Genomic DNA, 22,297 nt, shown 5'->3' with positions numbered 1-22,297 from the left:
TTCTAGCAAATTCGGGGTAGGGGTTCCGCGTGCGGGAGATCCAGCGTACGCTTCACACCATAAAGTCCGGCCAGGCGTACCCCTTTGCGCTCAACCACTTCGCCAACGATCGCGGCCTCTTTCCCTAAGGGATGTGCCCGCAGCTGTTCCAGCACCGCATCGGCCGCTGCGCGTTCAACGCCAATCACCAGCTTACCTTCGTTCGCAAAGTTTAGCGGATCGAGACCCAGCAGCTCGCAAAGCCCACGAACGGCGGGTTTGACGGGCAGACCGCGTTCAGTCAGTTCAATCCCGCAGCCGCAGCTTGCGGCGAATTCGTGCACCACCGCATTGACACCACCGCGCGTGGCATCGCGCAGGGCTTTCACGCCCGGAATGGAACGCAGCGTCTGGATAAGTGGGGTGAGTACGGCGCAGTCGCTGCGTAACTCGCCATCCAGCCCCAGACCTTCGCGCAGGTTCAGTATGGTTGCGCCGTGGCAACCCAGCGTGCCGCTGACTAACAACACATCGCCCACGGCAAGCTGCTGAGCACCCCAGTGGATCTCCGCAGGGATAGCCCCCATTCCGGCAGTATTGATGAACAGTTTATCTGCCGCACCGCGCTGTACCACTTTGGTATCGCCGGTGACGATGGCGATACCCGCCTCGCGTGCAGTATGCGCCATGCTGTTGACTACGGTAGTGAGCGTTTCCATCGGCAACCCCTCTTCGAGGATAAACCCGCAGGAGAGGTAGCGCGGGATTGCACCGCTGACGGCAACATCGTTCGCGGTACCGCAGACAGCCAGCTTGCCGATATCGCCTCCAGGAAAGAACAGCGGGTCGATCACGTAGCTGTCAGTGGAAAATGCCAGCCTGTCACCCTGCGCGGTGAGGGTCGAGAGGGCAATACGTGCCTGGTCTTCCTGCTCGGCCAGCCAGGGGTTGTTAAAGGCTTCCATAAATAGCCGGTTAATCAGCTGTTGCATCGCCTGGCCGCCGCTGCCGTGCGCCATTTCAACCGTATTCATGCTTCACACTCCTGATTGCGATACTGATACCACGCGGCACATGCCCCTTCGGAGGAGACCATCAGCGCGCCAAAGGCGGTGTGCGGGTTACAGGTGTTGCCAAATAACGGGCATTGATGGGGTTTGCATTTTCCGGTAAGCACCTCGCCGCAGCGGGCGCGGGGATCGTCGCAAACCTGTTGTGGCCGCGGGCGGAAATGTGCTTCGGCATCGAATGCGTGATACGCAGGCGTCAGGCGCACGCCTGATTCGGCAATCAGCCCCAGCCCACGCCATTCGCTGTCGCCTTCAACGCTAAACACTTCCGCAATGGCACGCTGGGCTCGTTCATTACCGGCATCGGGCACCACGCGGCGGTACTGGTTTTCCACTGCACTCAGGGCTGTTATTTTCTGCTCAACCAGCATGGTTACGCCTTGCAGTAGATCAAGTGGCTCGAAACCAGCGACCACTAACGGGCGATTGTACTGCTCAGCGATAAAACCGTAGGCTTCTGTCCCGATAACCATGCTGACGTGGCCCGGTGCCAGAAATGCGTCAATGCCGTTTCCCGGCTCTTCCAGCAGGCTGCGTAACGTCGGGATGAGCGTAATGTGCTGGCAGAAAAAGAAAAAGTTATCGACGTTGCGGGTTTTAGCCTGCTGCAGTGTGATTGCCGTGGCGGGCATCGTGGTCTCAAAACCCAGCCCGAAAAAGACGACTTTACGCTCAGGGTTATCGGTTGCCAGCGTCAGGGCATCCATCGGCGAGTAAACGATCCGGATATCCGCACCACGGGCTTTAGCCTGTAGCAGTGAGCCATTTTTTCCAGGCACGCGCATCGCATCGCCAAATGTGCAGAAAATGACGTCAGGCTGGCTGGCAATTTCGATACAGCTGTCGATGCGTCCCATTGGCAGAACGCAGACCGGACAGCCGGGGCCGTGGATAAACTCGATGTTTTCCGGCAGAAGCTGGTCGAGGCCAAATTTAAAGATCGCATGCGTGTGCCCGCCACACACCTCCATAATCCGTAACGGCTTTTCAGCGCTGTAGTTCAGCAGTGCAGCTCTCGTTTTCAGATGCCCGATAAGCTGCATTACCTGCTCGGGGGCGCGATATTCATCAACGTAACGCATGGGTTATTGCTCCTCGCCGTACAGCAGTGCGCCGACGTCAGGCTCAACGTCAAACATGTTTTGCAGGGCATCCAGCGTGTCGCGGGCTTCCGCTTCATTTATCACGCTCATGGCAAACCCCACGTGTACCAGTACCCACTGACCAAGGCGTGATTCACCGGTTTCATCGGTGCTGCCCACCAGCGTCAGGTCGACGTCGCGCAAAATGCCACAAACCTCAACTTTGGCCTGATTTCCGTCAATGGAGTGAATTTGTCCCGGGACACCTATGCACATCGTTCACTCTCCAGCCAGTTCAGCCAGGCGTCCATGCCGTCACCGCGCGTGGCGGACACCAGCAGGATCGTAATATCCGGGTTCACTTCGCGGGCGTACGCCAGGCATTTGTCCACGTCGAAGTTCAGGTACGGCAGCAAATCCACTTTGTTCAGCAGCATCAGCGAGGCGGCGGCGAACATGTGCGGGTACTTCAGCGGCTTGTCCTCCCCTTCGGTTACGGAGAGCACCGCCACTTTATGCCGTTCACCGAGATCGAAGCTTGCCGGACAAACCAGGTTGCCCACGTTCTCAATAAACAGGATGCCGTTATCTGTCAGCGGCAGACGCGGCGCGGCATCGGCAATCATCTGCGCATCCAGGTGGCAACCTTTACCGGTGTTAACCTGAATGGCCGGCGTGCCGGTTTCGCGAATGCGCGCGGCGTCGTTTACGGTTTGCTGATCGCCTTCAATCACCGCACAGGAGACACTTCCGTTCAGGCGTTTGAGCGTTTCCGTGAGTAGCGTAGTTTTGCCGGAGCCGGGGCTGGACACCAGGTTCAGTACCAGCTGCTTACGCGTGGCAAAGCGGGCGCGGTTACGGGCCGCGAGCTGGTTATTTTTGTCGAGTACGTTGATTTCGACTTCCAGCATCTGACGCTGGCTGATGCCCGGTGCATGCGTGCCCGCTTCGCCGTGGCCATAATGCAAATCGCCCGCACCGGATTGTTGAGGGGCAAAGGTGATACCGGTTATCACCGATGCGGGACGAGCCGCAGGGGAAAAGGGCGCGGAGCGAAACGCAGAGTGAGGACGGTGTTCATCCCCTTCTATATACAGGTTGCCTTCAGCACAACCGCAGGTACTACACATAATTTACTCCCTCTCGATTTCGAGGCGTTGGATCTGCATGCCGTCATCCGCCACGATGCGCAGCCCGGTGCTCTGGCACTGCGGGCAGCTCCGGACTTTTGATGACAACAGGGTGACGTACTGCTGGCACTGCTCGCACCAGCACTCTGCCTGCTGTTCTTCAATGTGAAGTTCACAGCCTTCCGCCAGTGTGTCGCGACACACCAGCTCAAAACAGAAGGTGAGGGCGCTGGTTTCGACACAGGAAAATGCCCCGATTTTCAGCCAGACACCGGTCACGCGTTTTGCGTTGTGCTGCACTGCCTGCTGTTCGATGAGCTCCAGCGCTCGCTGGCAGAGGGTGATTTCGTGCATGACGCCTCCTTAATGAATTGCCCCGGTAATGCAATAACAGTGCCAGCTTGATTTTTGTTAAGGCGTGACGATGTCAACGCTGTCGAAATGACACGTCGATACCGCTGAAGTGACAGCGGATGGTTACTTAAATTCATTAAAAATCAATGCATTAAAAACTGGCACGGAATCTGCTTAATAGCCGCAATCTCCACTAACCGGATACCTTTTATGACTATTTGGGAAATCAGCGAAAAAGCGGATTACATCGCGCAGCGCCATCAGCAGTTACAGGAGCAGTGGCACCTTTACTGCAACTCTCTGATTCAGGGCATCACCCTGTCGAAAGCCCGTCTTCACCACGCCATGAGCTGTGCAGCACAGGGTGATATGCGCTTTGTCCTCTTCGGCCACTTTACGATTTACGTCACGCTGGCAGACACCTTCAACAGCCACACCATCGAGTACTACGTCGAGACGAAAGAGGGCGACAGAGAGTGTATTGCGAAGGCGCAGCTGATGGCTGATGGCATGGTGGATGGTCATGTCAGCAACCGCGATCGTCAGCAGGTGCTGGAGCATTATCTGGAAAAAATCGCGCCAGTTTATAACGGTCTGTACACCGCCGTTGAACACGATCTCCCGGTCAACCTGAAGCAGCTGATGGATACAAAAACATCGGCGAATGTGGCCTGACCTGTGAGTGTCGATAAGTGTCGATAAGACAGTTTTTCGTCAAAAATGACTATCACCAGAGGATGACCCGGTGAACCGTTTTGTAATAGCTGACTCGACGGTCTGTATTGGCTGTCGAACCTGTGAGGCGGCGTGTTCGGAAACCCACCGCCAGCACGGGCTACAGTCCATGCCGCGCCTGCACGTTATGCGTAATGAAAAAGAGTCTGCCCCGCAGCTCTGCCATCACTGTGAGGATGCGCCGTGCGCGGCTGTCTGCCCTGTTAATGCCATCACCCGTGTTGATGGCGCTGTACAACTGAACGAAAGCCTGTGCGTGAGCTGCAAGCTGTGCGGCATTGCCTGCCCGTTCGGAGCCATTGAATTTTCCGGTAGCCGTCCGCTGCATATTCCGGCCAATACGAATTCGCCGAAAGCGCCACCTGCGCCACCGGCTCCGGCGCGCGTGAGCACGCTGCTGGACTGGGTACCTGGCGTGCGTGCGGTGGCGGTGAAATGTGACCTGTGCAGTTTTGATGAGCAAGGCCCGGCCTGCGTACGTACCTGCCCAACTAAGGCGCTGATTCTGGTCAATATTCGCGATATCGCCCGTACCAGCAAGCGTAAACGCGAGCTGACCATCGATACTGATTTTGGCGATCTTTCTCTGCTTCAGGCGCTTAACGAGGGGGCGAAATGAACGCGATGACGATGATTAACAGCGCGGTAGCGTACTATGCTGCCACCGCTATTCTGGCGCTGGTCTTCTCTTTTCATAAAACCCTGAGCGGCTGGATTGCGGGCATTGGCGGGGTAGTTGGCAGCCTGATGACACTGGCTGCCGGTGGAGTGATGTTGTCTGGCGGGCAATCCGCAGAAGCGGTGATGCCGCTTATCCACCACAGCATTCAGCTTACACCGCTGAATGCCATCTGGCTGGTGACCTTTGGCCTCTGCGGCGTGTTTATCAGCCTGTTCAATATCGACTGGCACCGCCATCACAATACCAAAGCAAACGGCCTGCTGGTTAACCTGCTGATGGCGACGGCGGTCTGTACCGTAACCGCCAGTAATCTCGGCGCGCTGGTGGTAATGGCAGAAATCATGGCGCTGTGCGGCGTGTTCCTGACCGGCTGTAGCACGTCCGGCAAACTGTGGTTTGCGCTGGGTCGCCTCGGCACGCTGCTGCTGGCGCTCACCTGCTGGCTGGTGTGGAGCCGTTACGGCACGCTGGATTTTTCCCTGCTGAATGAACGCACGCAGGTGCTGCCGTTTGGGGCGGATATCTGGCTGACGGGCGTGGTGGGTTTTGGCTTGCTGGCCGGGATCATTCCGCTGCACGGCTGGGTGCCGCAGGCGCATGCGAATGCCTCTGCGCCGGCGGCCGCACTCTTCTCGACGGTTGTCATGAAGGTGGGGCTATTCGGCATTCTGGCGCTGTCGCTGACGGGGGGGCAACCGCCGCTGTGGTGGGGCGTGGTGCTGCTGGTCGCTGGCATGGTCACGGCGTTTGTCGGCGGTCTGTACGCGCTGATGGAGCACAACATCCAGCGTCTGCTGGCGTATCACACCCTGGAAAATATCGGCATTATCCTGCTGGGTCTTGGCGCGGGAGTGACCGGGCTGGCGCTCAATCAACCGGCGCTGGTTGCTGCCGGGTTTATCGGCGGCTTGTATCATCTCGTCAACCACAGCCTGTTTAAAAGCACGCTGTTCCTCGGTGCTGGCAGCGTCTGGTTCCGCACGGGTCACCGTGATATCGAAAAGCTCGGCGGTATCGGCAAAAAAATGCCTGTGATTTCACTTGCGATGCTGGTGGGGCTGATGGCGATGGCCGCACTGCCGCCGCTGAACGGCTTTGCCGGTGAGTGGGTGATTTACCAGTCCTTCTTCGCGCTCGGCCAGAGCGACGTATTTACTGCGCGCCTGTCAGGGCCACTGCTGGCAGCGGGCCTGGCGATTACCGGGGCGCTGGCGGTGATGTGTATGGCAAAAGTCTACGGCGTGACTTTCCTCGGTGCGCCGCGCACGCGTGAAGCTGAAAACGCCTGCTGTGCGCCGGTACTGATGGCGACAAGCGTGGTCGCGCTGGCGCTGTGCTGCATTGCGGGGGGGATCGCTGCACCGTGGCTGCTGCCATTGCTGGGGAATGCGGTTCCACTGCCGTTGACCACGGCACATACCACCGTTTCCCAGCCGATGATTGCGCTGCTGCTGATTGCCGCACCGCTGCTGCCGTTTGTCCTGATGCTGTTCTTCAAACGTGACCGACTCGCTTCCCGCTCGCGCGGTACTGCATGGGCCTGCGGCTATGAGCATGAACAATCTATGGTCATCACGGCGCACGGTTTTGCCATGCCAGTAAAAGAGAACTTCTCCACCGTGCTGAAACTGCGCCACTGGCTGAACCCGGTAGGTTGGGTTCCGGGCTGGCAGAGTGCCGCTGCACCTGCATTGTTCCGCCGCCTGGCCGTTATTGAGCTGGCGGTGCTGGTGGTGATTGTGATTTCGCGAGGAGCCTGACATGAGTCTGTTACTGGCATTACTTCAGGCGCTGGTGTTATTCGCCGTTGCGCCATTGCTTTCCGGGGTGAGCCGCGTGGCGCGCGCCCGGATGCACAACCGTCGTGGGCCTGGCGTGCTGCAGGAGTACCGCGATCTCTTCAAATTGTTCACGCGTCAGAGCGTTGCACCGGATGCCGCAGGCTGGGTCTTCCGCCTGACGCCGTTTGTGATGGTGGGCGTGATGCTGACCATCGCCACCGCGCTGCCGGTGGTGACGGTCGGTTCTCCACTGCCGGTGCTGGGCGATCTGATCACGCTTATCTACCTCTTCGCCATCGCCCGTTTCTTCTTTGCGATTGCAGGCCTGGACACCGGTAGCCCGTTTACCGGCATCGGTGCCAGCCGCGAGGCGATGTTGGGTGTGCTGGTTGAGCCGATCCTGCTGCTGGGGCTGTGGGTCGCCGCGCAGGTGGCGGGGTCAACCCATATCAGCTTTATCACCGACACCGTCTACCACTGGCCTGTGGCCCGCTCCATTCCGCTGGTTCTGGCCTTGTGTGCCTGTGCGTTTGCCACCTTTATTGAGATGGGCAAATTGCCGTTTGACCTCGCCGAAGCGGAGCAGGAGCTACAGGAAGGGCCGCTGACCGAATACAGCGGTTACGGTTTTGCGGTGCTCAAGTGGGGGATCAGCCTCAAACAGCTGGTGGTGTTGCAGATGTTTGTGGGTGTCTTCTTCCCGTGGGGGCAGATGACGCACTTTTCCGTTGGTGGTCTGGTACTGGCCGCTATCGTTGCCGCACTCAAGCTGCTGGTTGGCGTGCTGGTGATTGCGCTGTTTGAAAACAGCATGGCACGCCTGCGTTTTGTCGCGACATCGCGCATCACCTGGGCTGGTTTTGGTTTTGCATTTTTAGCGTTCGTCTCCTTTCTGGTGGCGTGATTGAAGAGAGTTTTTATGTCTGAAGAAAAGAAAGGTCAGCAGTATCTCGCCGCGTTGCATCAGGCTTTCCCGGGCGTGGTGCTGGACGAAGGCTGGCAAACCAAAGACCAGGTAACCATCACCGTGAAGGTGAACTACCTGCCGGAAGTGGTGGAGTTTCTTTACTACCAGCAGGGTGGATGGCTGTCGGTGCTGTTTGGTAACGACGAGCGTCAGCTGTGCGGGAACTATGCGGTCTACTACGTGATGTCGATGGAGCAGGGCGAGAAGTGCTGGCTCACCGTGCGTATCGAAGTTGACCCGAATAAACCGGAGTATCCATCCGTAACGCCGCGCGTACCGGCTGCCGTCTGGGGCGAACGTGAAGTGCGTGATATGTACGGCCTGGTGCCGGTCGGCCTGCCGGATGAGCGCCGTCTGGTGCTGCCGGATGACTGGCCGGACGAACTTTATCCGCTGCGTAAAGACAGCATGGACTACCGCCAGCGTCCGGCACCGACCACCGACAGTGAAACCTACGAGTTCATCAACGAGCTGGGAAGTAAAAAGAACAATGTGGTGCCAATCGGCCCGCTGCACGTCACTTCCGATGAACCGGGTCACTTCCGCCTGTTTGTTGATGGCGAGAACATTATCGACGCCGACTACCGCCTGTTCTACGTCCATCGTGGCATGGAAAAACTGGCAGAAACCCGCATGGGTTATAACGAAGTGACGTTCCTCTCCGACCGCGTGTGCGGTATTTGCGGCTTTGCCCACAGCACGGCCTACACCACCTCGGTGGAAAACGGAATGGGGATCGTGGTGCCGGAGCGAGCACAGATGATCCGCGCCATTCTGCTGGAAGTTGAACGTCTGCACTCGCATCTGCTCAACCTCGGGCTGGCCTGCCACTTCGTCGGCTTTGACTCCGGTTTTATGCAGTTCTTCCGCGTGCGTGAAGCATCGATGAAAATGGCGGAAATCCTCACCGGGGCGCGTAAAACCTACGGTCTGAACCTGATTGGCGGGATCCGCCGCGATCTGCTGAAAGACGACATGATCAAGACCCGTCAGCTTGCGCAGCAGATGCGTCGCGACGTGCAGGAGCTGGTCGATATGCTGCTCAGCACGCCAAACATTGAGCAGCGTACCGTCGGTATTGGCCGCCTCGATCCTGAGATTGCCCGCGACTTCAGCAACGTCGGCCCGATGGTGCGCGCCAGCGGCCACGCTCGCGACACCCGTGCCGACCACCCGTTTGTCGGCTATGGCTTGCTGCCGATGACGGTACACAGCGAGCAGGGTTGTGACGTGATCTCCCGCCTGAAAGTGCGTATCAACGAAGTCTTCACCGCGCTGAATATGATCGACTTCGGGCTGGATAACCTGCCGGGCGGCCCGCTGATGGTGGAAGGCTTCACCTACATTCCAAACCGCTTTGCCCTCGGTTTTGCCGAAGCGCCACGCGGAGACGACATTCACTGGAGCATGACCGGCGACAACCAGAAGCTCTACCGCTGGCGCTGCCGTGCGGCCACCTACGCCAACTGGCCAACCCTGCGCTACATGCTGCGCGGCAACACGGTGTCTGATGCGCCGCTGATCATTGGCAGCCTTGATCCGTGCTACTCCTGCACCGACCGTATGACGGTGGTGGACGTGCGTAAGAAGAAAAGTCAGGTGGTGCCGTACAAAGAGCTTGAACGCTACAGCATCGAGCGTAAAAACTCGCCGCTGAAATAAGGACTCGTCATGTTTACCTTTATCAAAAAAGTGATCAAAACCGGCACCCAGACCAGCAACTATCCACTGGAGCCGATGCCGGTCGATAAAAACTTTCGTGGCAAACCGGAGCACAACCCCCAACAGTGCATCGGCTGCGCGGCCTGTGTCAATGCCTGCCCGTCGAACGCCCTGACGGTGGAAACTGACCTGAAAACCGGTGAGCTGGCCTGGCAGTTCAACCTCGGGCGTTGCATCTTCTGTGGCCGCTGCGAGGAGGTTTGCCCGACGGTGGCGATCCGCCTTTCGCAGGAGTACGAGCTGGCGGTGTGGAAGAAAGAGGATTTCCTGCAGCAGTCACGCTTTGACCTGTGCAACTGCCGCGTCTGCAAACGTCCGTTTGCCGTGCAAAAAGAGATCGACTACGCCATTGCACTGCTAAAACACAACGGTGATGTCCGCGCGGAACACCATCGCGAAAGCTTTGAAACCTGCCCGGAGTGCAAACGTCAGAAGTGCCTGCTGCCGTCTGACCGTATTGATATAACCCGCCATATGAGAGAGGCCAGCTGATGGAAAACCTACTGGGCCCACGCGATGACAACGGCATTCCGGTGCCGATGACGGTGGACGAATCCATCGCCAGTATGAAGGCGTCGCTGTTGAAAAAAATCAAACGCTCGGCCTACGTCTATCGCGTGGACTGTGGCGGATGCAACGGGTGTGAGATCGAGATTTTCGCCACACTGTCACCGTTGTTTGATGCTGAACGCTTTGGCATCAAAGTGGTGCCATCGCCGCGTCATGCGGACATTTTGCTGTTTACCGGTGCTGTCACCCGCGCTATGCGCTCGCCTGCGCTGCGCGCGTGGCAGTCCGCGCCCGATCCCAAAATCTGTATCTCTTATGGAGCCTGCGGTAACAGCGGTGGCATTTTCCACGACCTCTACTGCGTGTGGGGTGGCACCGACAAAATCGTGCCGGTGGATGTCTATATCCCGGGCTGCCCGCCAACGCCTGCCGCGACGCTGTACGGTTTTGCAATGGCGCTGGGCCTGCTGGAGCAGAAAATCCACGCCCGTGAACCGGGCGAGCTCGACAACCAGCCTGCCGCGATTCTGCACCCGGATATGGTGCAGCCGCTGCGCGTGAAGGTTGACCGCATGGCACGCAAACTGGCGGGGTATCGCTATGGCCGTCAGATTGCTGATGACTATCTGCGTCTGCTAAGCCAGGGCGAACACCAGGTGGCGCGCTGGCTGGAAGCGGAAAACGACCCGCGTCTCAATGAAATAGTGGCGAACCTGGATCAGGTGGTTAATGAGGCGCGTATCCGATGAGTGAAACGGTGGTGTTCAGTCAGCTGAGCCGTAAGTTTATTGATGAGAACGATGCCACGCCGGATGCGGCGCAGCAGGTGGTCTATTACAGCCTGGCGATTGGTCACCACCTGGGCGTGATTGACTGCCTGGAGACGGCATTAAGCTGTCCGTGGCCGGAATATCTGGCCTGGATAGCCACTCTGGAAGAGGGAAGTACGGCGCGGCGCAAAATGGAGGGGGTACCGAAGTACGGTGAGATCGTTATCGACGCCAACCATATTTCAATGCTCGCTAACGCGTTCGATGCTGCGCTCAGTATGCAGACGCCAGAGCAGCAGGCGTGGAGCAAAACGTTGCTCAGCATGCTGCATGATATTCATCAGGAGAGCGCCATCTACCTGATGGTGAGGAGATTACGTGACTGACGTTTTACTGTGTGTTGGCAACAGCATGATGGGCGACGACGGAGCAGGTCCGCTGCTCGCCGAAATGTGTGCCACAAACCCGCAGGGGAACTGGGTGGTTATCGACGGCGGCAGTGCCCCGGAAAACGACGTGGTAGCCATTCGCGAACGGCACCCGGACAGGCTACTGATTGTCGATGCCACCGATATGGGGCTAAACCCTGGTGAAATTCGTCTGATCGATCCGGACGATATCGCTGAGATGTTTATGATGACGACCCACAACATGCCGCTGAACTACCTGGTGGATCAGCTCAAGGACGACGTGGGTGAAGTGCTGTTTTTGGGTATTCAGCCGGACATCGTGGGGTTTTATTACCCGATGACACCGCCAGTGAAAGAGGCGGTGGAAGTGGTGTATTCCAGGCTGGGAGCGTGGGTTGGGGAGGGGGGATTCGCCCGGCTCTGAATAATGCCGGGTGGCGGCTTCGCCTTACCCGGCCTACAAAATCCTTCTCCCTCTCCCTGTTGGAGAAGGCTGGGGTGAGGGCAACAGGCTACGCCAGATCCCCCCCGTTACTTGCGATCACCTTTTTATACCACCAGAACGATTTCTTGCGTTTCCTGTCCAGCGTGCCATTCCCGGCATCGTCCCGGTCGACGTAGACAAACCCGTAGCGCTTGCTCATCTCGCCTGTTGATGCCGACACCAGGTCAATGCAGCCCCAGGTGGTGTAGCCCATCAGCGGTACACCGTCCTCAATTGCATCTCCCATTGCGCGGATATGTTCGCGCAGGTAGCTGATGCGATAGTCGTCGTTAATCTCGCCGTTAGCATCAATGACATCTTTTGCACCGAGGCCATTTTCCACCAGGAATAGCGGCTTCTGGTAACGGTCGTACATCATGTTCATGGTGATACGCAGGCCCAGCGGGTCGATACCCCAGCCCCATTCGCTGACCTGAATATGCGGGTTACGCAGTGACTTCACGATATTCGCCGCGCTGGTATTCCCCGCGTTCATGTCCGCCGACGCGCAGCGCGAGGCGTAATAGCTGAACGAGACAAAATCGACAGTGTTCTTGAGCAGCGCGTCGTCGCCAGGGTCTTTAACTATCTCCACCCCTTTTTCGCGGAACACGCGGGCAGAGTAAGCCGGGTAGCGACCACGGGCCTGTACGTCGATAAAGAACAGGTTCTCGCGGTCTTTTTCCAGCGCCATCCACACGTCTTCTGGCTTGCAGGAGTACGGGTAGAAATTACCGCCTGCCAGCATGCAGCCGACCTGGTTTTCCGGGTTCACCTCGTGGGCGATTTTGGTTGCCAGCGCGCTTGCCACCAGCTCGTGGTGTGCGGCCTGGTATTTCACCTGATCTTCGTTTTCACCTTCTTCAAACACCAGCCCCGCGCCGGAGAACGGGCTGTGCAGCATGATGTTGATTTCGTTGAAGGTCAGCCAGTATTTCACCAGACCGTTAAATTCCACGAAGCAGGTGCGGGCGTAGCGGGCGAAGAAATCGACCATTTTGCGGTTACGCCAGGAGCCGTACTCCGTGACCAGGTGCATGGGGACATCGAAGTGGCACAGGGTGACCAGCGGCTCGATATTGTACTTTTTGCACTCTTCAAACACCGCACGGTAGAAGGCAATGCCTTCCTGGTTCGGCAGCGGCTCGTCGCCGTTCGGGTAGAGGCGGCTCCAGGCAATTGAGGTGCGGAATACCGTAAAGCCCATCTCCGCCATCAGGGCGATGTCTTCTTTATAGCGATGGTAAAAATCGATCGCCTCGTGGCCTGGGTAAAACTCGTCGTCACGCAACGAAAAACGTTTTTCCTTACCGAGTTTCACCGCCAGTCGGTTGGCTCCGTGGGGGATCATATCGACCGTGGCCAGCCCTTTACCGCCTTCACGGTAAGCCCCTTCACTCTGGTTGGCGGCCAGTGCGCCGCCCCATAAAAATCCTTGTGGAAAAACAGACATTTTTACCTCGCTATCAATTTATACTTGTGCTGCTTTGCCCTGAACCGGGGCGGTGTGCAGGGCGCGGGCCTTTTCCGCCTCGTCCTCAACCGGAATATCCTCAAAGCCCAGCATCAGGGTCAGAACAAACGACAACACCACCGCCAGCGCCATCACGCCAAATACCCAGACGATGGTCATCGGATTAGCCGGATCAAAGAACTGGACGCTGGTAAACAGCCCCGGAGCCGCCATCGAGTGGCTGGCAAGACCCGCCATTCCGGCCACTGCACCGCAGATGAAACCGCTGATAAGGCTCGCAATCAGCGGGCGTTTCAGACGCACCGCTACGCCGTACAGCGCGGGTTCAGAAATACCCGCCATGATGGCGGAAGCCGCTGCCGCCAGCGCCGTCTGGCGCAGTTCCGGGTTTTTCGTTTTCCATGCCACCGCCAGCGATGAACCGCCGAGCGACAGGTTGGCTCCAATTTCTGACGGCATGACCATCCCTTCTTTGCCCGTTTCGGCAATGGTCTGAATGATGGTTGGCGTGAACACGCGGTGCATGCCGGTCATCACCAGTAGCGGCCAGAGCGCGCCCATAATTGCCACGGAGAGCCAGCCCAGATAGCCGTGAATGGTGTACACCAGCGCAGAAATGGCGCTACCGATCCAGATCCCAAGTGGCCCAATCAGCACGATGGCGAGTGGGGCGGCAATCAGGACGATCAGCATCGGTTTGAGGAAGTTTTTGGTGACTGCCGGAGTCATCCGGTCGACCCAGCGTTCGATATACGACAGGCACCAGGTCATGACCAGCGCCGGGATCACGGTGTAGGTGTATTTCACCGCCGTTACCGGAATAAAGGCGAATTCAACGTGCTCGCCCTGTGCCGCTTTTGCCATCAGCTCGATAAAGCCCGGGTGTACCAGCACCCCCGCGATGGCAATGGCCAGCGACATGTTGGTTTTGAATTTTACCGCTGCAGAGGCTGCCACCATCAGCGGCAGGAAGAAGAATGCACCGTCGCCAATAACGGTCAGGATGGTGAGCGTCGGCGCACCTTTTGCCAGTACGCCCGTCATCTCAAGGATCATCGCCAGCAGCTTGACCATTGAGCCGCCGATGATCGCCGGGATCAGCGGGGACATGGTGCCGATCAGTGCATCAAGGATCCCGGCACCAATGCGGCGCAGGGTCATTTTTTGCGGGCCTTCCGGTACGACAGGCTGCAGGTTCGTCGGCAGCAGGCTGATCACTTCACGATAAGCCTGAGAAACGGTGTTGCCAATGATCACCTGACACTGGTTGTCGTTGCGTACCACGCCGAGCACACCGCTGATGCTTTTCAGGCGAGCGGCATCGGTGAGGGTTTCGTCTTTCAGGACGAAACGCAGGCGCGTCATACAGTGGGTGACGGCGACGATGTTGTCTTTACCGCCCAGCGCGCTGACAACGTCGTTCGCCAGCGCGGCATAATTTTTGGCCATCGGATGTGATCCTGTTGTCATGGTGAGAATATGTAGGAAACCGGTTCCACATAATCATCATGAGTTTCTTTGAATGAAACAAGATCACATTTTGTACATTTCTTATATTCGTGATGATGATCACTTTGAGGTGTTGAAAGCGTGATATCGCCGCTGCGACAATTTTTCTGCGGTGCAGTACACTGCGCCCATCAGTTTCAAACGGAATAACATCATGACCACGATGCTGGAAGTGGCGAAGCGGGCCGGCGTTTCAAAAGCGACGGTTTCCCGGGTGCTGTCGGGGAATGGCTACGTCAGCCAGGAGACCAGAGACCGGGTGTTTCAGGCGATTGAGGAGAGCGGCTATCGCCCCAATTTGCTGGCGCGAAACCTGGCCACCAAACGTACCCAGACGCTGGGGCTGGTGGTCACTAACACCCTCTACCACGGCGTCTACTTTAGCGAATTGCTGTTTCACGCCGCGCGGATGACGGAAGAGAAGGGGCGACAGTTGATTCTGGCGGACGGCAAGCACAGCGCCGACGAAGAGCGCGAGGCTATCCAGTACCTGCTCGATATGCGCTGCGATGCGGTGATTATCTATCCGCGCTTTTTGAGCGTGGATGAGATGGACGAGATTATCGAAAAATGCGAACAACCGATTATGGTGCTCAATCGTCGTTTGCGTAAAAACAGCAGCCATTGTGTCTGGTCAGATCATAAAGCATCCTGCCAGGACGCCGTGTCGCAGTTGATTGCGAAAGGGCATCGGGAGATTGCGTTTATCACCGGCTCGCTGGATTCCCCGACCGGGGCTGAGCGTCTTTCCGGCTACAAAGACGCGCTGGTGCAGCATCACATTGCGCTGCGCCCGGAGCTGATTGCGCAGGGGAAATGGAACCCGGCCAGCGGCGCGGCGGCCGTTTCTGAGCTGTTATCACGCGGTGAAACTTTTACGGCACTGGTGGCGAGTAACGACGATATGGCCATCGGGGCGATGAAGCAGCTTCACGACAGCGGGGTTATCACGCCGGATGCGGTGTCGGTGATCGGCTTCGACGATGTGGCGATTGCGCCCTACATGGTGCCGCCACTCTCCAGCGTGCGCATTCCGGTAACAGAAATGATTAAAGAGACCATCAGCCGCCTGATCTTCATGCTCGACGGCGGTGAGTTCAAATATCAGCAAACGTTCTCTGGTGAGCTTATTCTGCGTGATTCTGTCATTGACGGCCCACACCGCTGACGTCGACAGCTGTCATCGTCATAAGTGACGATGACAGTGCCGCACCATATATTTCAAATCAATATAAATCAATGGGTTAAAAACTGGCACGGTTTATGAATATCTCCGCGCATGACTGTTATGCTGGAGAAGCAGATGAACCGTTTTATGATGGCCGATGCCAGTAAGTGCATTGGTTGCCGTACCTGTGAAGTTGCGTGCGTTGTATCCCACCAGACGGAGCAGGATTGTGCCTCCCTGACCCCGGATTCTTTCCTGCCGCGTATTCATGTTATTAAGGGCGTGAATATCTCAACCGCAGCGATTTGTCGTCAGTGCGAAGACGCACCGTGCGCCAACGTCTGCCCGAACGGGGCGATTAAACGCGAAAAAGGGTTTGTCCACGTCATGCAGGAACGCTGCATCGGCTGCAAAACCTGCGTGGTGGCCTGTCCGTATGGCGCGATGGAAGTGGTGGTTCGCCCGGTTGTGCGCAACAGCGGTATGGGGCTGAGCGTGCGCGCGGACAAAGCGGAAGCCAACAAATGTGACCTCTGCTACCACCGTGAAGCGGGCCCGGCCTGTATGGAAGTTTGCCCTACGCACGCGCTGGTTTGTGTGGATCGTGACAAGCTCGAACAGATGAGCGCCGAAAAACGTCGTCGTGCGGCGTTCGACACCAGCTCATCTCTGCTGTTCTGATCCGCTATGAGCAGTAACGGTGTGCAGTTGCGGGTGCGCGGCAAGGTGCAGGGCGTGGGGTTTCGTCCCTTCGTCTGGCAACTGGCGCACCAGCTTCAGTTGACGGGGGATGTCTGCAATGACGGTGAGGGCGTGCTGGTGCGCGTTGTCGGTGATGGGGGGGACTTCATCGCAAGGCTGCACCAGGACTGCCCACCGCTGGCGCGTATTGATAATGTCGACACGCTGCCGTTCGTCTGGCCGGCGCTGCCGGAGGAATTTACCATCCGTCACAGTGCGGGCGGGGCGATGGACACCCAGATTGTGCCGGATGCGGCCACCTGTCCGGCGTGCCTGGCCGAAATGCGCGATCCTCGCGAGCGCCGTTATCGCTATCCGTTTATCAACTGCACCCACTGCGGTCCGCGTTTTACCATTATCCGCGCCATGCCGTACGATCGTCCGGCCACGACAATGGCGTCATTTCCGCTCTGCCTGCCGTGTGAAATGGAGTATCTCGACCCCGCAGATCGGCGCTTTCATGCTCAACCGGTGGCATGCCCGGACTGCGGGCCGGAGCTGGAATGGCGTGCGGGTGATGCTCAGTCCACGCGAGAGCAGGCACTCAGCGCAGCGGTTGAGAGGCTAAAAAACGGTGGCATTGTTGCGGTTAAAGGGCTGGGGGGCTTTCATCTGGTCTGCGACGCGCAAAACCCGCAGGCGGTGGAGAAACTACGGGCACGCAAACAGCGCCCGGCAAAGCCGCTGGCAGTGATGATCCCGCATGCAGGTTCTTTGCCGGAGCCGGTTCAGGTGCTGTTGCACTCTCCTGCGGCTCCGATCGTACTGACGCCGAAAGCATGGCTGCCTCCATTACCCGATGCGATCGCGCCGGGCCTGGATTGTGTGGGGGTGATGCTCCCGGCGAACCCACTGCAACATTTGCTGATGATGGACTGCCAGCGCCCGCTGGTGATGACCTCCGGCAACCTCAGCGGCAGGCCACCCGCTATCCGTAATCAACAGGCACTGGACGACCTCGGGGATATTGCCGACGGTTTTCTGCTGCACAACCGCGATATCCTTCAGCGGATGGATGATTCAGTGATGGATCGGGACGGTGCAATACTGCGCCGTGCGCGCGGTTTTGTGCCAGATGCCATCATGTTACCTGCCGGTTTCAGCCATATTCCCGCCATGTTGTGTACCGGGGCTGAGATGAAAAACACCTTCTGTCTGGTGCGGGGTAACCAGGCGGTGCTGAGCCAGCATTTTGGCGATCTCAGTGATGAGGGCGTTGACGCTCAGTGGTGCTCGGCGCTGTCGGTCATGCAGCAAATCTATGCGTTTCAGGCGGAGCGTGTGGTGTGCGATGCGCATCCGGGATACCACACCCGCCAGTGGGCGGAAGCGCAGGCGTTGCCGATTGAAACGGTATTACATCACCACGCCCATGCCGCGGCGTGCCTGGCCGAAAACGGCTGGCCGCTCGACGGCGGTGATGTCATCGCCCTGACGCTGGACGGCATCGGGATGGGCGAGAACGGTGCGCTATGGGGTGGGGAGTGCCTGCGGGTTAACTATCTTAACTGCGAACATCTGGGTGGGTTGCCTGCCGTGGCGCTGCCGGGAGGGGATCAGGCAGCAATGCACCCGTGGCGCAATTTATTCGCCCACTGCCTGGCGTTTGTGCCGGACTGGCAGCGCTACCCGGAAACGCGAGCCGTTCAGATGCAAAACTGGCCGCTGCTGGCGACAGCGATGTCCCGTGGTATCAACACGCCGCTGGCTTCATCCTGCGGACGGCTGTTCGATGCGGTGGCTTGTGCGCTGGGCATTGTGCCAGAAAAGCAGCGCTATGAAGGTGAGGCTGCATGCAGGCTGGAAGCGCTGGCAGCGCAGTGTGCGGGAGTCGAACACCCGGTTACGCTGTCAGTGGAGAACCTTGCTCTCTTCTGGCAACAGTGGCTGAACTGGCGGGCTGAGCCCTGCGAACGCGCATGGGCGTTTCACGATGCGCTGGCAAAAGGACTGGCTGATTTCGCCGCGTTCCATGCCCGGCGCTTATCACTTACTGCCGTCTGTTTTAGCGGTGGCGTGTTACATAACCGTCTGTTGCGTGCGCGTCTGCGTCATTACCTCTCTGACTTTACCCTTCTTTTTCCTCATCACCTGCCTGCAGGCGATGGGGCTATCTCCTTCGGGCAGGCGGTAGTTGCCGCCGCCCGGTCATGTTCACAAAGGACTTAAAATGTTACGACTTTTACGCAATGAACCTCGTGCGGCGCTCCTGCTGCTGGCTCTGGTAATGGCTAATCTTCTGGCCTGGGGATGGGCCTGGCAAACCTTCAGCGGCAGCACGGCGCTGATGGCGGCAAGCCTGCTCGCCTGGTGCTACGGACTGCGTCATGCGGTGGATGCCGACCACATTGCGGCCATTGATACCGTTACGCGTAAGATGATGCAACAGGGCAAACGCCCGTCCGGTGTGGGGGCGTGGTTTTCACTGGGGCACTCCACCATCGTGGTGCTGGCCTCCATTGCCATTGCCGCTACGGCCACGGCGTTTCAGAAGAATATGGCCTGGTTTCATGAGACGGGCAGCCTGATTGGTACGGCGGTTTCTGCGACGTTTCTGCTGGCGATGGCGCTGGTCAATATGGTGATTTTACGTGGCGTCTGGCGTAATTTTCAGGCGCTGAAAAACGGTCATCCAACGTGCGGCGACATCACGCTTCCGGCATCTGGTGGGGTGATGAACTGGCTGTTTGGTGCAACGTTTCGCCTGGTAAACAAGAGCTGGCAGATGTATCTGGTTGGTTTCCTGTTCGGTCTGGGATTTGATACCGCGACGGAAATTGGCGTGCTTGGGATCTCCGCCGCCAGTGCCTCAAACGGCATGTCGGTGTGGTCAATCATGATCTTCCCGGCACTTTTCGCCAGCGGTATGGCGCTGGTGGATACCCTCGACAATTTGCTGATGGTGGGAGCCTACGGCTGGGCATTCAACAAACCGCAGCGCAAGCTCTACTACAACATGACCATCACCGGTACCTCTGTGGTGGTGGCCCTGTTCATCGGCGGCCTGGAAGCGCTGGGTCTGCTGATGGACAAATTTGCCCTGACCGGTGGCATCTGGGATCTGATTGGCGAGGTTAATGACAACCTGGGCAACGCCGGATTTGTGGTGGTGGGGCTGTTTATCGCCTGCTGGCTGATCTCCATGATCAACTACCGCTGGCGTGGCTACGATGCGCTGGTCGTGCGTTCCTGAGCGGGGGGTAACCAGGCGCGAGTGAAATCAAGCCAGCCTCCGGCCGTCAGCACAATGTCCTGCACATTTTCCATCGTGTTGATGCGATAGCGATAGTGGAACAGCGGCGTACATGCGCCGCTTTCGAGCAGAGATTGAAAAAAGGAGGGCAGGAGGTTACTCAGGCTCTCCTCGCTCCCGCAATATCCCATCAGCTTCTGCTTCTCTTTTTGCCATATGTCTTCACCCAGTGCAGTGGCCCAGGCCGGTTCGTCAGTAAACCACTCTGCCAGCGCAAATCCCGGAAGTCCGCCCGCCAGATAGTCACCGAGCAACAGATCGGCCTGCGTCAGTGCGTTATGTGTATGCCATTCTTCGCGATCTTTCCTGCTGATTGTCAATTCGCAACCGTGCTTTCTCAGACGCGTTTGCAGCATGCTGGCCAGCTCGCACAGTTCTGGGGTGTGGTAGCAAACCAGCGCAAGGGTGGCGGGAAGTTTTACTCCGGATGTTTCCGGATATTCTGGTGTCGTCAGGCCAGGCAGTAATGCCGTCCTGGTTTCTAAATCATCCCGATGGGCAAAATGTTGCTGATTAATTGACAGAATTTCCCGGCGCAGCCAGGCAGCCAGCGGTGGGGGCAATGTGGCGTTCACCATTAACCACGCGAATCCCTCGCTGGTCGAGGTAATGGCTTCCTGCGCGTTTTGTCCCTTCCCGACGGTGATCCACGCCGGTTTATCTGCTTCTGTGCGGGTTCGCCAGAACTCAATCGCATGCAGCAGTGGATGAGCGGCAAAGTACCAGGGCTGGCGCTCAAGGCGCAGGTAGTGCGAGTGGTGATGGGCGATGGCAAACGGCCCGGCACCGACATCAGGCTGTTGCGGGTGCGGAAGACGACAAACGTGATGCGCAAGACGGTGTGCCAGCATGGCATCAGGCGTGTTCAGGTTTATCTCCAGACACCAGGGGGCGACAAGCGACGTCTCCTTAACGTGTCTCAACCCCACATTACGTGCCGGGTCAGCCAGTACCTGTTGTAGCGCACTGAGAATATCTTCATCGCTAATGGCTTGCCCGTTATGCCAGTGTGCGCCGCTGCGCAGGTAAAAACGCCAGCGGCGTTTGTCTTCACTGGCATTCCAGTGATGGGCTAAATCGGGTATCGGGTGCGGCTGACCGGGTGTATAGCGCGTCAGCCCTGCGTGTACCGCGCAGATAATATGCTGTTCGGCGCGGCGGCGCTGTAGTGCCGGATGAAGTGACGTCAGCGGGCGATACCACGGAATACGCAAGGTTGGCTGGTGCTTAAGCCATTTCCCGCCCAAAAATGGGGTGATGATGTGATGCAGACTGGCCGGATCGCCATCGGCCAGCTGTAATGCACTCTGGTAATCCCCTTTTTCGAGACAAGCGTGCATCAGCGGCGCGCTGAGTTCACTGGTGGTCGCCAGGCAATGCAGAATGGCGCGATGTCCACGTCCTGGGTGCGCATGCCAGCTTAACCATCCGCTTTGCGTGAGCTGGCGCAGTAACGTGCGCACATGACGTTCACTGCACAGCGCGACCTCAGCAACTTCAGCAATAGTCGTGGGCTTTGGCTCCGCACCGTAGTGCTGGTAAAGCCGTTGATACTGACGGATTTTCTGAAGCTGGCGCATGACGACGTACCGGTGGTGAAAGGGGCATGATGAGAGTGTAAGTGGTTTTGCGGAATAAATAAGGCAGGGATATATAAAGTGTTCCGGTTTTATTCCCTCACCCTCGCCATTTTGGCGGAGGGTGAGGGGATGTATCAGGCTTCGATCTGCGGGCGGATCTTCAGCGCGGGCTCGTCCAGCACGCTGAAGGTATCAATACCGTGCTGTACGGAAGGCCATATGTGGCCACGAATCCACGCGATATAAACGGAATATTAAAAACGTCAGGTTGGCCCAGGCGTAATGATATAGCGGCAACGGGTAATGTTGCGATATGCGTTCATGAGACAGGATCCCAAAGAGGACATCATTCACAACGAAAAACAACAGTTTTTGTTTTAATGTAAAAGCGTGAAGAAGAAAAGTGTGATGTGGGATAAATTAATTTCTGTGATGTTTTTAATAAGTCATTCTTTAAATAAACGATGAAGAGTTAAATAATTTGTTCCTGTTTTTTACCTGATGACCCTACGCTTACCCGGCCTGCAAAATCCACAGGCCCGCGTCAGCGTAGGGTCACCAGGTGGTTACCGCTTAACATTGCTCATCGGCATCATCAATTCACGCAGACGCTCAATACGGGCTTCCGGGCTGAGATACAGCCAGCGAAATAAAATATGTTCTGCTTTCTTTGTCTGTTTAAAATAGGCAGAAAGATAGTTAAGCTCTTTGCTAAAAGTGGCCATGGGATGTCTCCGGCTGATTAATTCACTGTCAGAGTAAGCCGGGAACATGGAATAAAACAGGTTGATGTTTTTCAGGTGTTCCGCATTTAAATATTCATGGATGTAATGAATAAGGGATTAATGACGATGATTTATCTGATTTGTATTCTTTTGTTGAATAAAATACGCAAA

22 protein-coding genes are annotated in these 22,297 nt (G+C 57.4%); 13 read left to right on the top strand and 9 right to left on the bottom strand.

The window, feature by feature from the left end:
* Nucleotides 1-2: 2 nt before the first annotated feature.
* The 5 genes from hypE to hypA are packed head-to-tail and all read right to left on the bottom strand — an operon-like array spanning nucleotide 3 to nucleotide 3,615.
* The gene (gene hypE / locus ACJ9N4_RS04705) at nucleotides 3-1,013 is read right to left on the bottom strand and encodes a hydrogenase expression/formation protein HypE (protein WP_182918854.1); all 1,011 of its coding nucleotides are present in this window, start codon (nucleotides 1,011-1,013) and stop codon (nucleotides 3-5) included.
* Nucleotides 1,010-2,131 carry a hydrogenase formation protein HypD gene (gene hypD, locus ACJ9N4_RS04700; RefSeq protein ID WP_182918853.1) on the bottom strand — a complete coding sequence of 374 codons (1,122 nt, stop codon included), beginning with the start codon at nucleotides 2,129-2,131 and terminating at the stop codon, nucleotides 1,010-1,012. The genes hypE and hypD overlap by 4 nt, the downstream gene beginning before the upstream one ends.
* Nucleotides 2,132-2,134: 3 nt before the next feature.
* Entirely contained in the window at nucleotides 2,135-2,407 is a 273-nt protein-coding gene (locus ACJ9N4_RS04695; RefSeq protein WP_182272447.1) for a HypC/HybG/HupF family hydrogenase formation chaperone, read from the bottom strand.
* Nucleotides 2,398-3,261: a hydrogenase nickel incorporation protein HypB gene (hypB, locus tag ACJ9N4_RS04690; protein WP_196390422.1), complete on the bottom strand. Its 864-nt coding sequence runs from the start codon at nucleotides 3,259-3,261 to the stop codon at nucleotides 2,398-2,400. The genes ACJ9N4_RS04695 and hypB overlap by 10 nt, the downstream gene beginning before the upstream one ends.
* Before the next feature lie 3 nt (nucleotides 3,262-3,264).
* Nucleotides 3,265-3,615, bottom strand: a complete 351-nt coding sequence (gene hypA, locus ACJ9N4_RS04685; protein ID WP_182272445.1) for a hydrogenase maturation nickel metallochaperone HypA — start codon at nucleotides 3,613-3,615, stop codon at nucleotides 3,265-3,267.
* 210 nt (nucleotides 3,616-3,825) lie between these two features.
* Here hypA and hycA point away from each other — a divergent pair, with 210 nt between their 5' ends.
* From hycA to hycI, 9 genes are all read left to right on the top strand, one after another.
* Nucleotides 3,826-4,290 (top strand): formate hydrogenlyase regulator HycA, encoded by a 465-nt coding sequence (hycA, locus tag ACJ9N4_RS04680; protein WP_182918851.1) that lies wholly within the window; start codon nucleotides 3,826-3,828, stop codon nucleotides 4,288-4,290.
* Between the two features lie 70 nt (nucleotides 4,291-4,360).
* Nucleotides 4,361-4,969 carry a 4Fe-4S dicluster domain-containing protein gene (locus ACJ9N4_RS04675; protein WP_182272443.1) on the top strand — a complete coding sequence of 203 codons (609 nt, stop codon included), beginning with the start codon at nucleotides 4,361-4,363 and terminating at the stop codon, nucleotides 4,967-4,969.
* Nucleotides 4,966-6,792, top strand: a complete 1,827-nt coding sequence (hycC, locus tag ACJ9N4_RS04670) for a formate hydrogenlyase subunit 3 (protein WP_411500295.1) — start codon at nucleotides 4,966-4,968, stop codon at nucleotides 6,790-6,792. Before ACJ9N4_RS04675 ends, hycC begins: the two co-directional genes overlap by 4 nt.
* 1 nt (nucleotide 6,793) lies before the next feature.
* A complete protein-coding gene (locus ACJ9N4_RS04665; RefSeq protein ID WP_395122793.1) occupies nucleotides 6,794-7,717 on the top strand; it encodes a respiratory chain complex I subunit 1 family protein in 924 nt (307 codons plus the stop codon).
* A gap of 15 nt (nucleotides 7,718-7,732) precedes the next feature.
* Nucleotides 7,733-9,442, top strand: a complete 1,710-nt coding sequence (hycE, locus tag ACJ9N4_RS04660; RefSeq protein WP_182918848.1) for a formate hydrogenlyase subunit HycE — start codon at nucleotides 7,733-7,735, stop codon at nucleotides 9,440-9,442.
* A 9-nt stretch (nucleotides 9,443-9,451) separates the two neighbouring features.
* Nucleotides 9,452-9,994: a formate hydrogenlyase complex iron-sulfur subunit gene (locus ACJ9N4_RS04655; RefSeq protein WP_182918847.1), complete on the top strand. Its 543-nt coding sequence runs from the start codon at nucleotides 9,452-9,454 to the stop codon at nucleotides 9,992-9,994.
* Nucleotides 9,994-10,761 (top strand): NADH-quinone oxidoreductase subunit B family protein, encoded by a 768-nt coding sequence (locus ACJ9N4_RS04650; protein WP_182272438.1) that lies wholly within the window; start codon nucleotides 9,994-9,996, stop codon nucleotides 10,759-10,761. The genes ACJ9N4_RS04655 and ACJ9N4_RS04650 overlap by 1 nt, the downstream gene beginning before the upstream one ends.
* Nucleotides 10,758-11,168 carry a formate hydrogenlyase maturation HycH family protein gene (locus tag ACJ9N4_RS04645; RefSeq protein WP_182272437.1) on the top strand — a complete coding sequence of 137 codons (411 nt, stop codon included), beginning with the start codon at nucleotides 10,758-10,760 and terminating at the stop codon, nucleotides 11,166-11,168. The genes ACJ9N4_RS04650 and ACJ9N4_RS04645 overlap by 4 nt, the downstream gene beginning before the upstream one ends.
* Entirely contained in the window at nucleotides 11,161-11,616 is a 456-nt protein-coding gene (gene hycI, locus ACJ9N4_RS04640; protein ID WP_182272436.1) for a hydrogenase maturation peptidase HycI, read from the top strand. Before ACJ9N4_RS04645 ends, hycI begins: the two co-directional genes overlap by 8 nt.
* 88 nt (nucleotides 11,617-11,704) lie before the next feature.
* On the opposite strand, the gene ACJ9N4_RS04635 is transcribed toward hycI, so the two are convergent.
* On the bottom strand, nucleotides 11,705-13,129 hold the full coding sequence (locus tag ACJ9N4_RS04635) for a 6-phospho-beta-glucosidase (protein ID WP_182918845.1): 1,425 nt from the start codon (nucleotides 13,127-13,129) through the stop codon (nucleotides 11,705-11,707).
* An 18-nt stretch (nucleotides 13,130-13,147) separates the two neighbouring features.
* The gene (ascF, locus tag ACJ9N4_RS04630; protein WP_395122200.1) at nucleotides 13,148-14,599 is read right to left on the bottom strand and encodes a PTS cellobiose/arbutin/salicin transporter subunit IIBC; all 1,452 of its coding nucleotides are present in this window, start codon (nucleotides 14,597-14,599) and stop codon (nucleotides 13,148-13,150) included.
* A gap of 214 nt (nucleotides 14,600-14,813) precedes the next feature.
* On the opposite strand from ascF, the gene ACJ9N4_RS04625 reads away from it, so the two are divergent.
* The 4 genes from ACJ9N4_RS04625 to ACJ9N4_RS04610 all read left to right on the top strand — a co-directional run bounded on the left by ACJ9N4_RS04625 (nucleotide 14,814) and on the right by ACJ9N4_RS04610 (nucleotide 19,761).
* The gene (locus ACJ9N4_RS04625) at nucleotides 14,814-15,827 is read left to right on the top strand and encodes a LacI family DNA-binding transcriptional regulator (protein ID WP_411500294.1); all 1,014 of its coding nucleotides are present in this window, start codon (nucleotides 14,814-14,816) and stop codon (nucleotides 15,825-15,827) included.
* 135 nt (nucleotides 15,828-15,962) lie between these two features.
* The gene (hydN, locus tag ACJ9N4_RS04620) at nucleotides 15,963-16,508 is read left to right on the top strand and encodes an electron transport protein HydN (RefSeq protein WP_182272432.1); all 546 of its coding nucleotides are present in this window, start codon (nucleotides 15,963-15,965) and stop codon (nucleotides 16,506-16,508) included.
* Between the two features lie 6 nt (nucleotides 16,509-16,514).
* On the top strand, nucleotides 16,515-18,737 hold the full coding sequence (gene hypF / locus ACJ9N4_RS04615) for a carbamoyltransferase HypF (protein ID WP_411500293.1): 2,223 nt from the start codon (nucleotides 16,515-16,517) through the stop codon (nucleotides 18,735-18,737).
* A 1-nt stretch (nucleotide 18,738) separates the two neighbouring features.
* Complete coding sequence (locus ACJ9N4_RS04610; protein WP_182272430.1) at nucleotides 18,739-19,761, top strand: HoxN/HupN/NixA family nickel/cobalt transporter; 1,023 nt, start codon at nucleotides 18,739-18,741, stop codon at nucleotides 19,759-19,761.
* On the opposite strand, the gene ACJ9N4_RS04605 is transcribed toward ACJ9N4_RS04610, so the two are convergent.
* Nucleotides 19,734-21,401 carry an SgrR family transcriptional regulator gene (locus tag ACJ9N4_RS04605; protein ID WP_411500292.1) on the bottom strand — a complete coding sequence of 556 codons (1,668 nt, stop codon included), beginning with the start codon at nucleotides 21,399-21,401 and terminating at the stop codon, nucleotides 19,734-19,736. The two genes, ACJ9N4_RS04610 and ACJ9N4_RS04605, sit on opposite strands and share 28 nt — an antisense overlap.
* Before the next feature lie 566 nt (nucleotides 21,402-21,967).
* Nucleotides 21,968-22,126 (bottom strand): hypothetical protein, encoded by a 159-nt coding sequence (locus ACJ9N4_RS04600; protein ID WP_182918842.1) that lies wholly within the window; start codon nucleotides 22,124-22,126, stop codon nucleotides 21,968-21,970.
* Nucleotides 22,127-22,297: the final 171 nt, after the last annotated feature.

Source organism: Enterobacter sp. LM3, from assembly GCF_046622475.1.
Classification (GTDB): Bacteria; Pseudomonadota; Gammaproteobacteria; order Enterobacterales; family Enterobacteriaceae; genus Enterobacter; species Enterobacter cloacae_P.
Note: the sequence above shows the minus strand (reverse complement) of the source record. Positions and strands in the feature narration are given on the sequence as shown.

Bases quoted from the DNA above. Each gene is read 5' to 3' on its own strand.
- hypE (WP_182918854.1), bottom strand. From the start codon at position 1,013: ATGAATACGGTTGAAATGGCGCACGGCAGCGGCGGCCAGGCGATGCAA.
- hypD (WP_182918853.1), bottom strand. From the start codon at position 2,131: ATGCGTTACGTTGATGAATATCGCGCCCCCGAGCAGGTAATGCAGCTT.
- ACJ9N4_RS04695 (WP_182272447.1), bottom strand. From the start codon at position 2,407: ATGTGCATAGGTGTCCCGGGACAAATTCACTCCATTGACGGAAATCAG.
- hypB (WP_196390422.1), bottom strand. From the start codon at position 3,261: ATGTGTAGTACCTGCGGTTGTGCTGAAGGCAACCTGTATATAGAAGGG.
- hypA (WP_182272445.1), bottom strand. From the start codon at position 3,615: ATGCACGAAATCACCCTCTGCCAGCGAGCGCTGGAGCTCATCGAACAG.
- hycA (WP_182918851.1), top strand. From the start codon at position 3,826: ATGACTATTTGGGAAATCAGCGAAAAAGCGGATTACATCGCGCAGCGC.
- hycC (WP_411500295.1), top strand. From the start codon at position 4,966: ATGAACGCGATGACGATGATTAACAGCGCGGTAGCGTACTATGCTGCC.
- ACJ9N4_RS04665 (WP_395122793.1), top strand. From the start codon at position 6,794: ATGAGTCTGTTACTGGCATTACTTCAGGCGCTGGTGTTATTCGCCGTT.
- hycE (WP_182918848.1), top strand. From the start codon at position 7,733: ATGTCTGAAGAAAAGAAAGGTCAGCAGTATCTCGCCGCGTTGCATCAG.
- ACJ9N4_RS04655 (WP_182918847.1), top strand. From the start codon at position 9,452: ATGTTTACCTTTATCAAAAAAGTGATCAAAACCGGCACCCAGACCAGC.
- ACJ9N4_RS04650 (WP_182272438.1), top strand. From the start codon at position 9,994: ATGGAAAACCTACTGGGCCCACGCGATGACAACGGCATTCCGGTGCCG.
- ACJ9N4_RS04645 (WP_182272437.1), top strand. From the start codon at position 10,758: ATGAGTGAAACGGTGGTGTTCAGTCAGCTGAGCCGTAAGTTTATTGAT.
- ACJ9N4_RS04635 (WP_182918845.1), bottom strand. From the start codon at position 13,129: ATGTCTGTTTTTCCACAAGGATTTTTATGGGGCGGCGCACTGGCCGCC.
- ascF (WP_395122200.1), bottom strand. From the start codon at position 14,599: ATGGCCAAAAATTATGCCGCGCTGGCGAACGACGTTGTCAGCGCGCTG.
- ACJ9N4_RS04625 (WP_411500294.1), top strand. From the start codon at position 14,814: ATGACCACGATGCTGGAAGTGGCGAAGCGGGCCGGCGTTTCAAAAGCG.
- hydN (WP_182272432.1), top strand. From the start codon at position 15,963: ATGAACCGTTTTATGATGGCCGATGCCAGTAAGTGCATTGGTTGCCGT.
- hypF (WP_411500293.1), top strand. From the start codon at position 16,515: ATGAGCAGTAACGGTGTGCAGTTGCGGGTGCGCGGCAAGGTGCAGGGC.
- ACJ9N4_RS04610 (WP_182272430.1), top strand. From the start codon at position 18,739: ATGTTACGACTTTTACGCAATGAACCTCGTGCGGCGCTCCTGCTGCTG.
- ACJ9N4_RS04605 (WP_411500292.1), bottom strand. From the start codon at position 21,401: ATGCGCCAGCTTCAGAAAATCCGTCAGTATCAACGGCTTTACCAGCAC.
- ACJ9N4_RS04600 (WP_182918842.1), bottom strand. From the start codon at position 22,126: ATGGCCACTTTTAGCAAAGAGCTTAACTATCTTTCTGCCTATTTTAAA.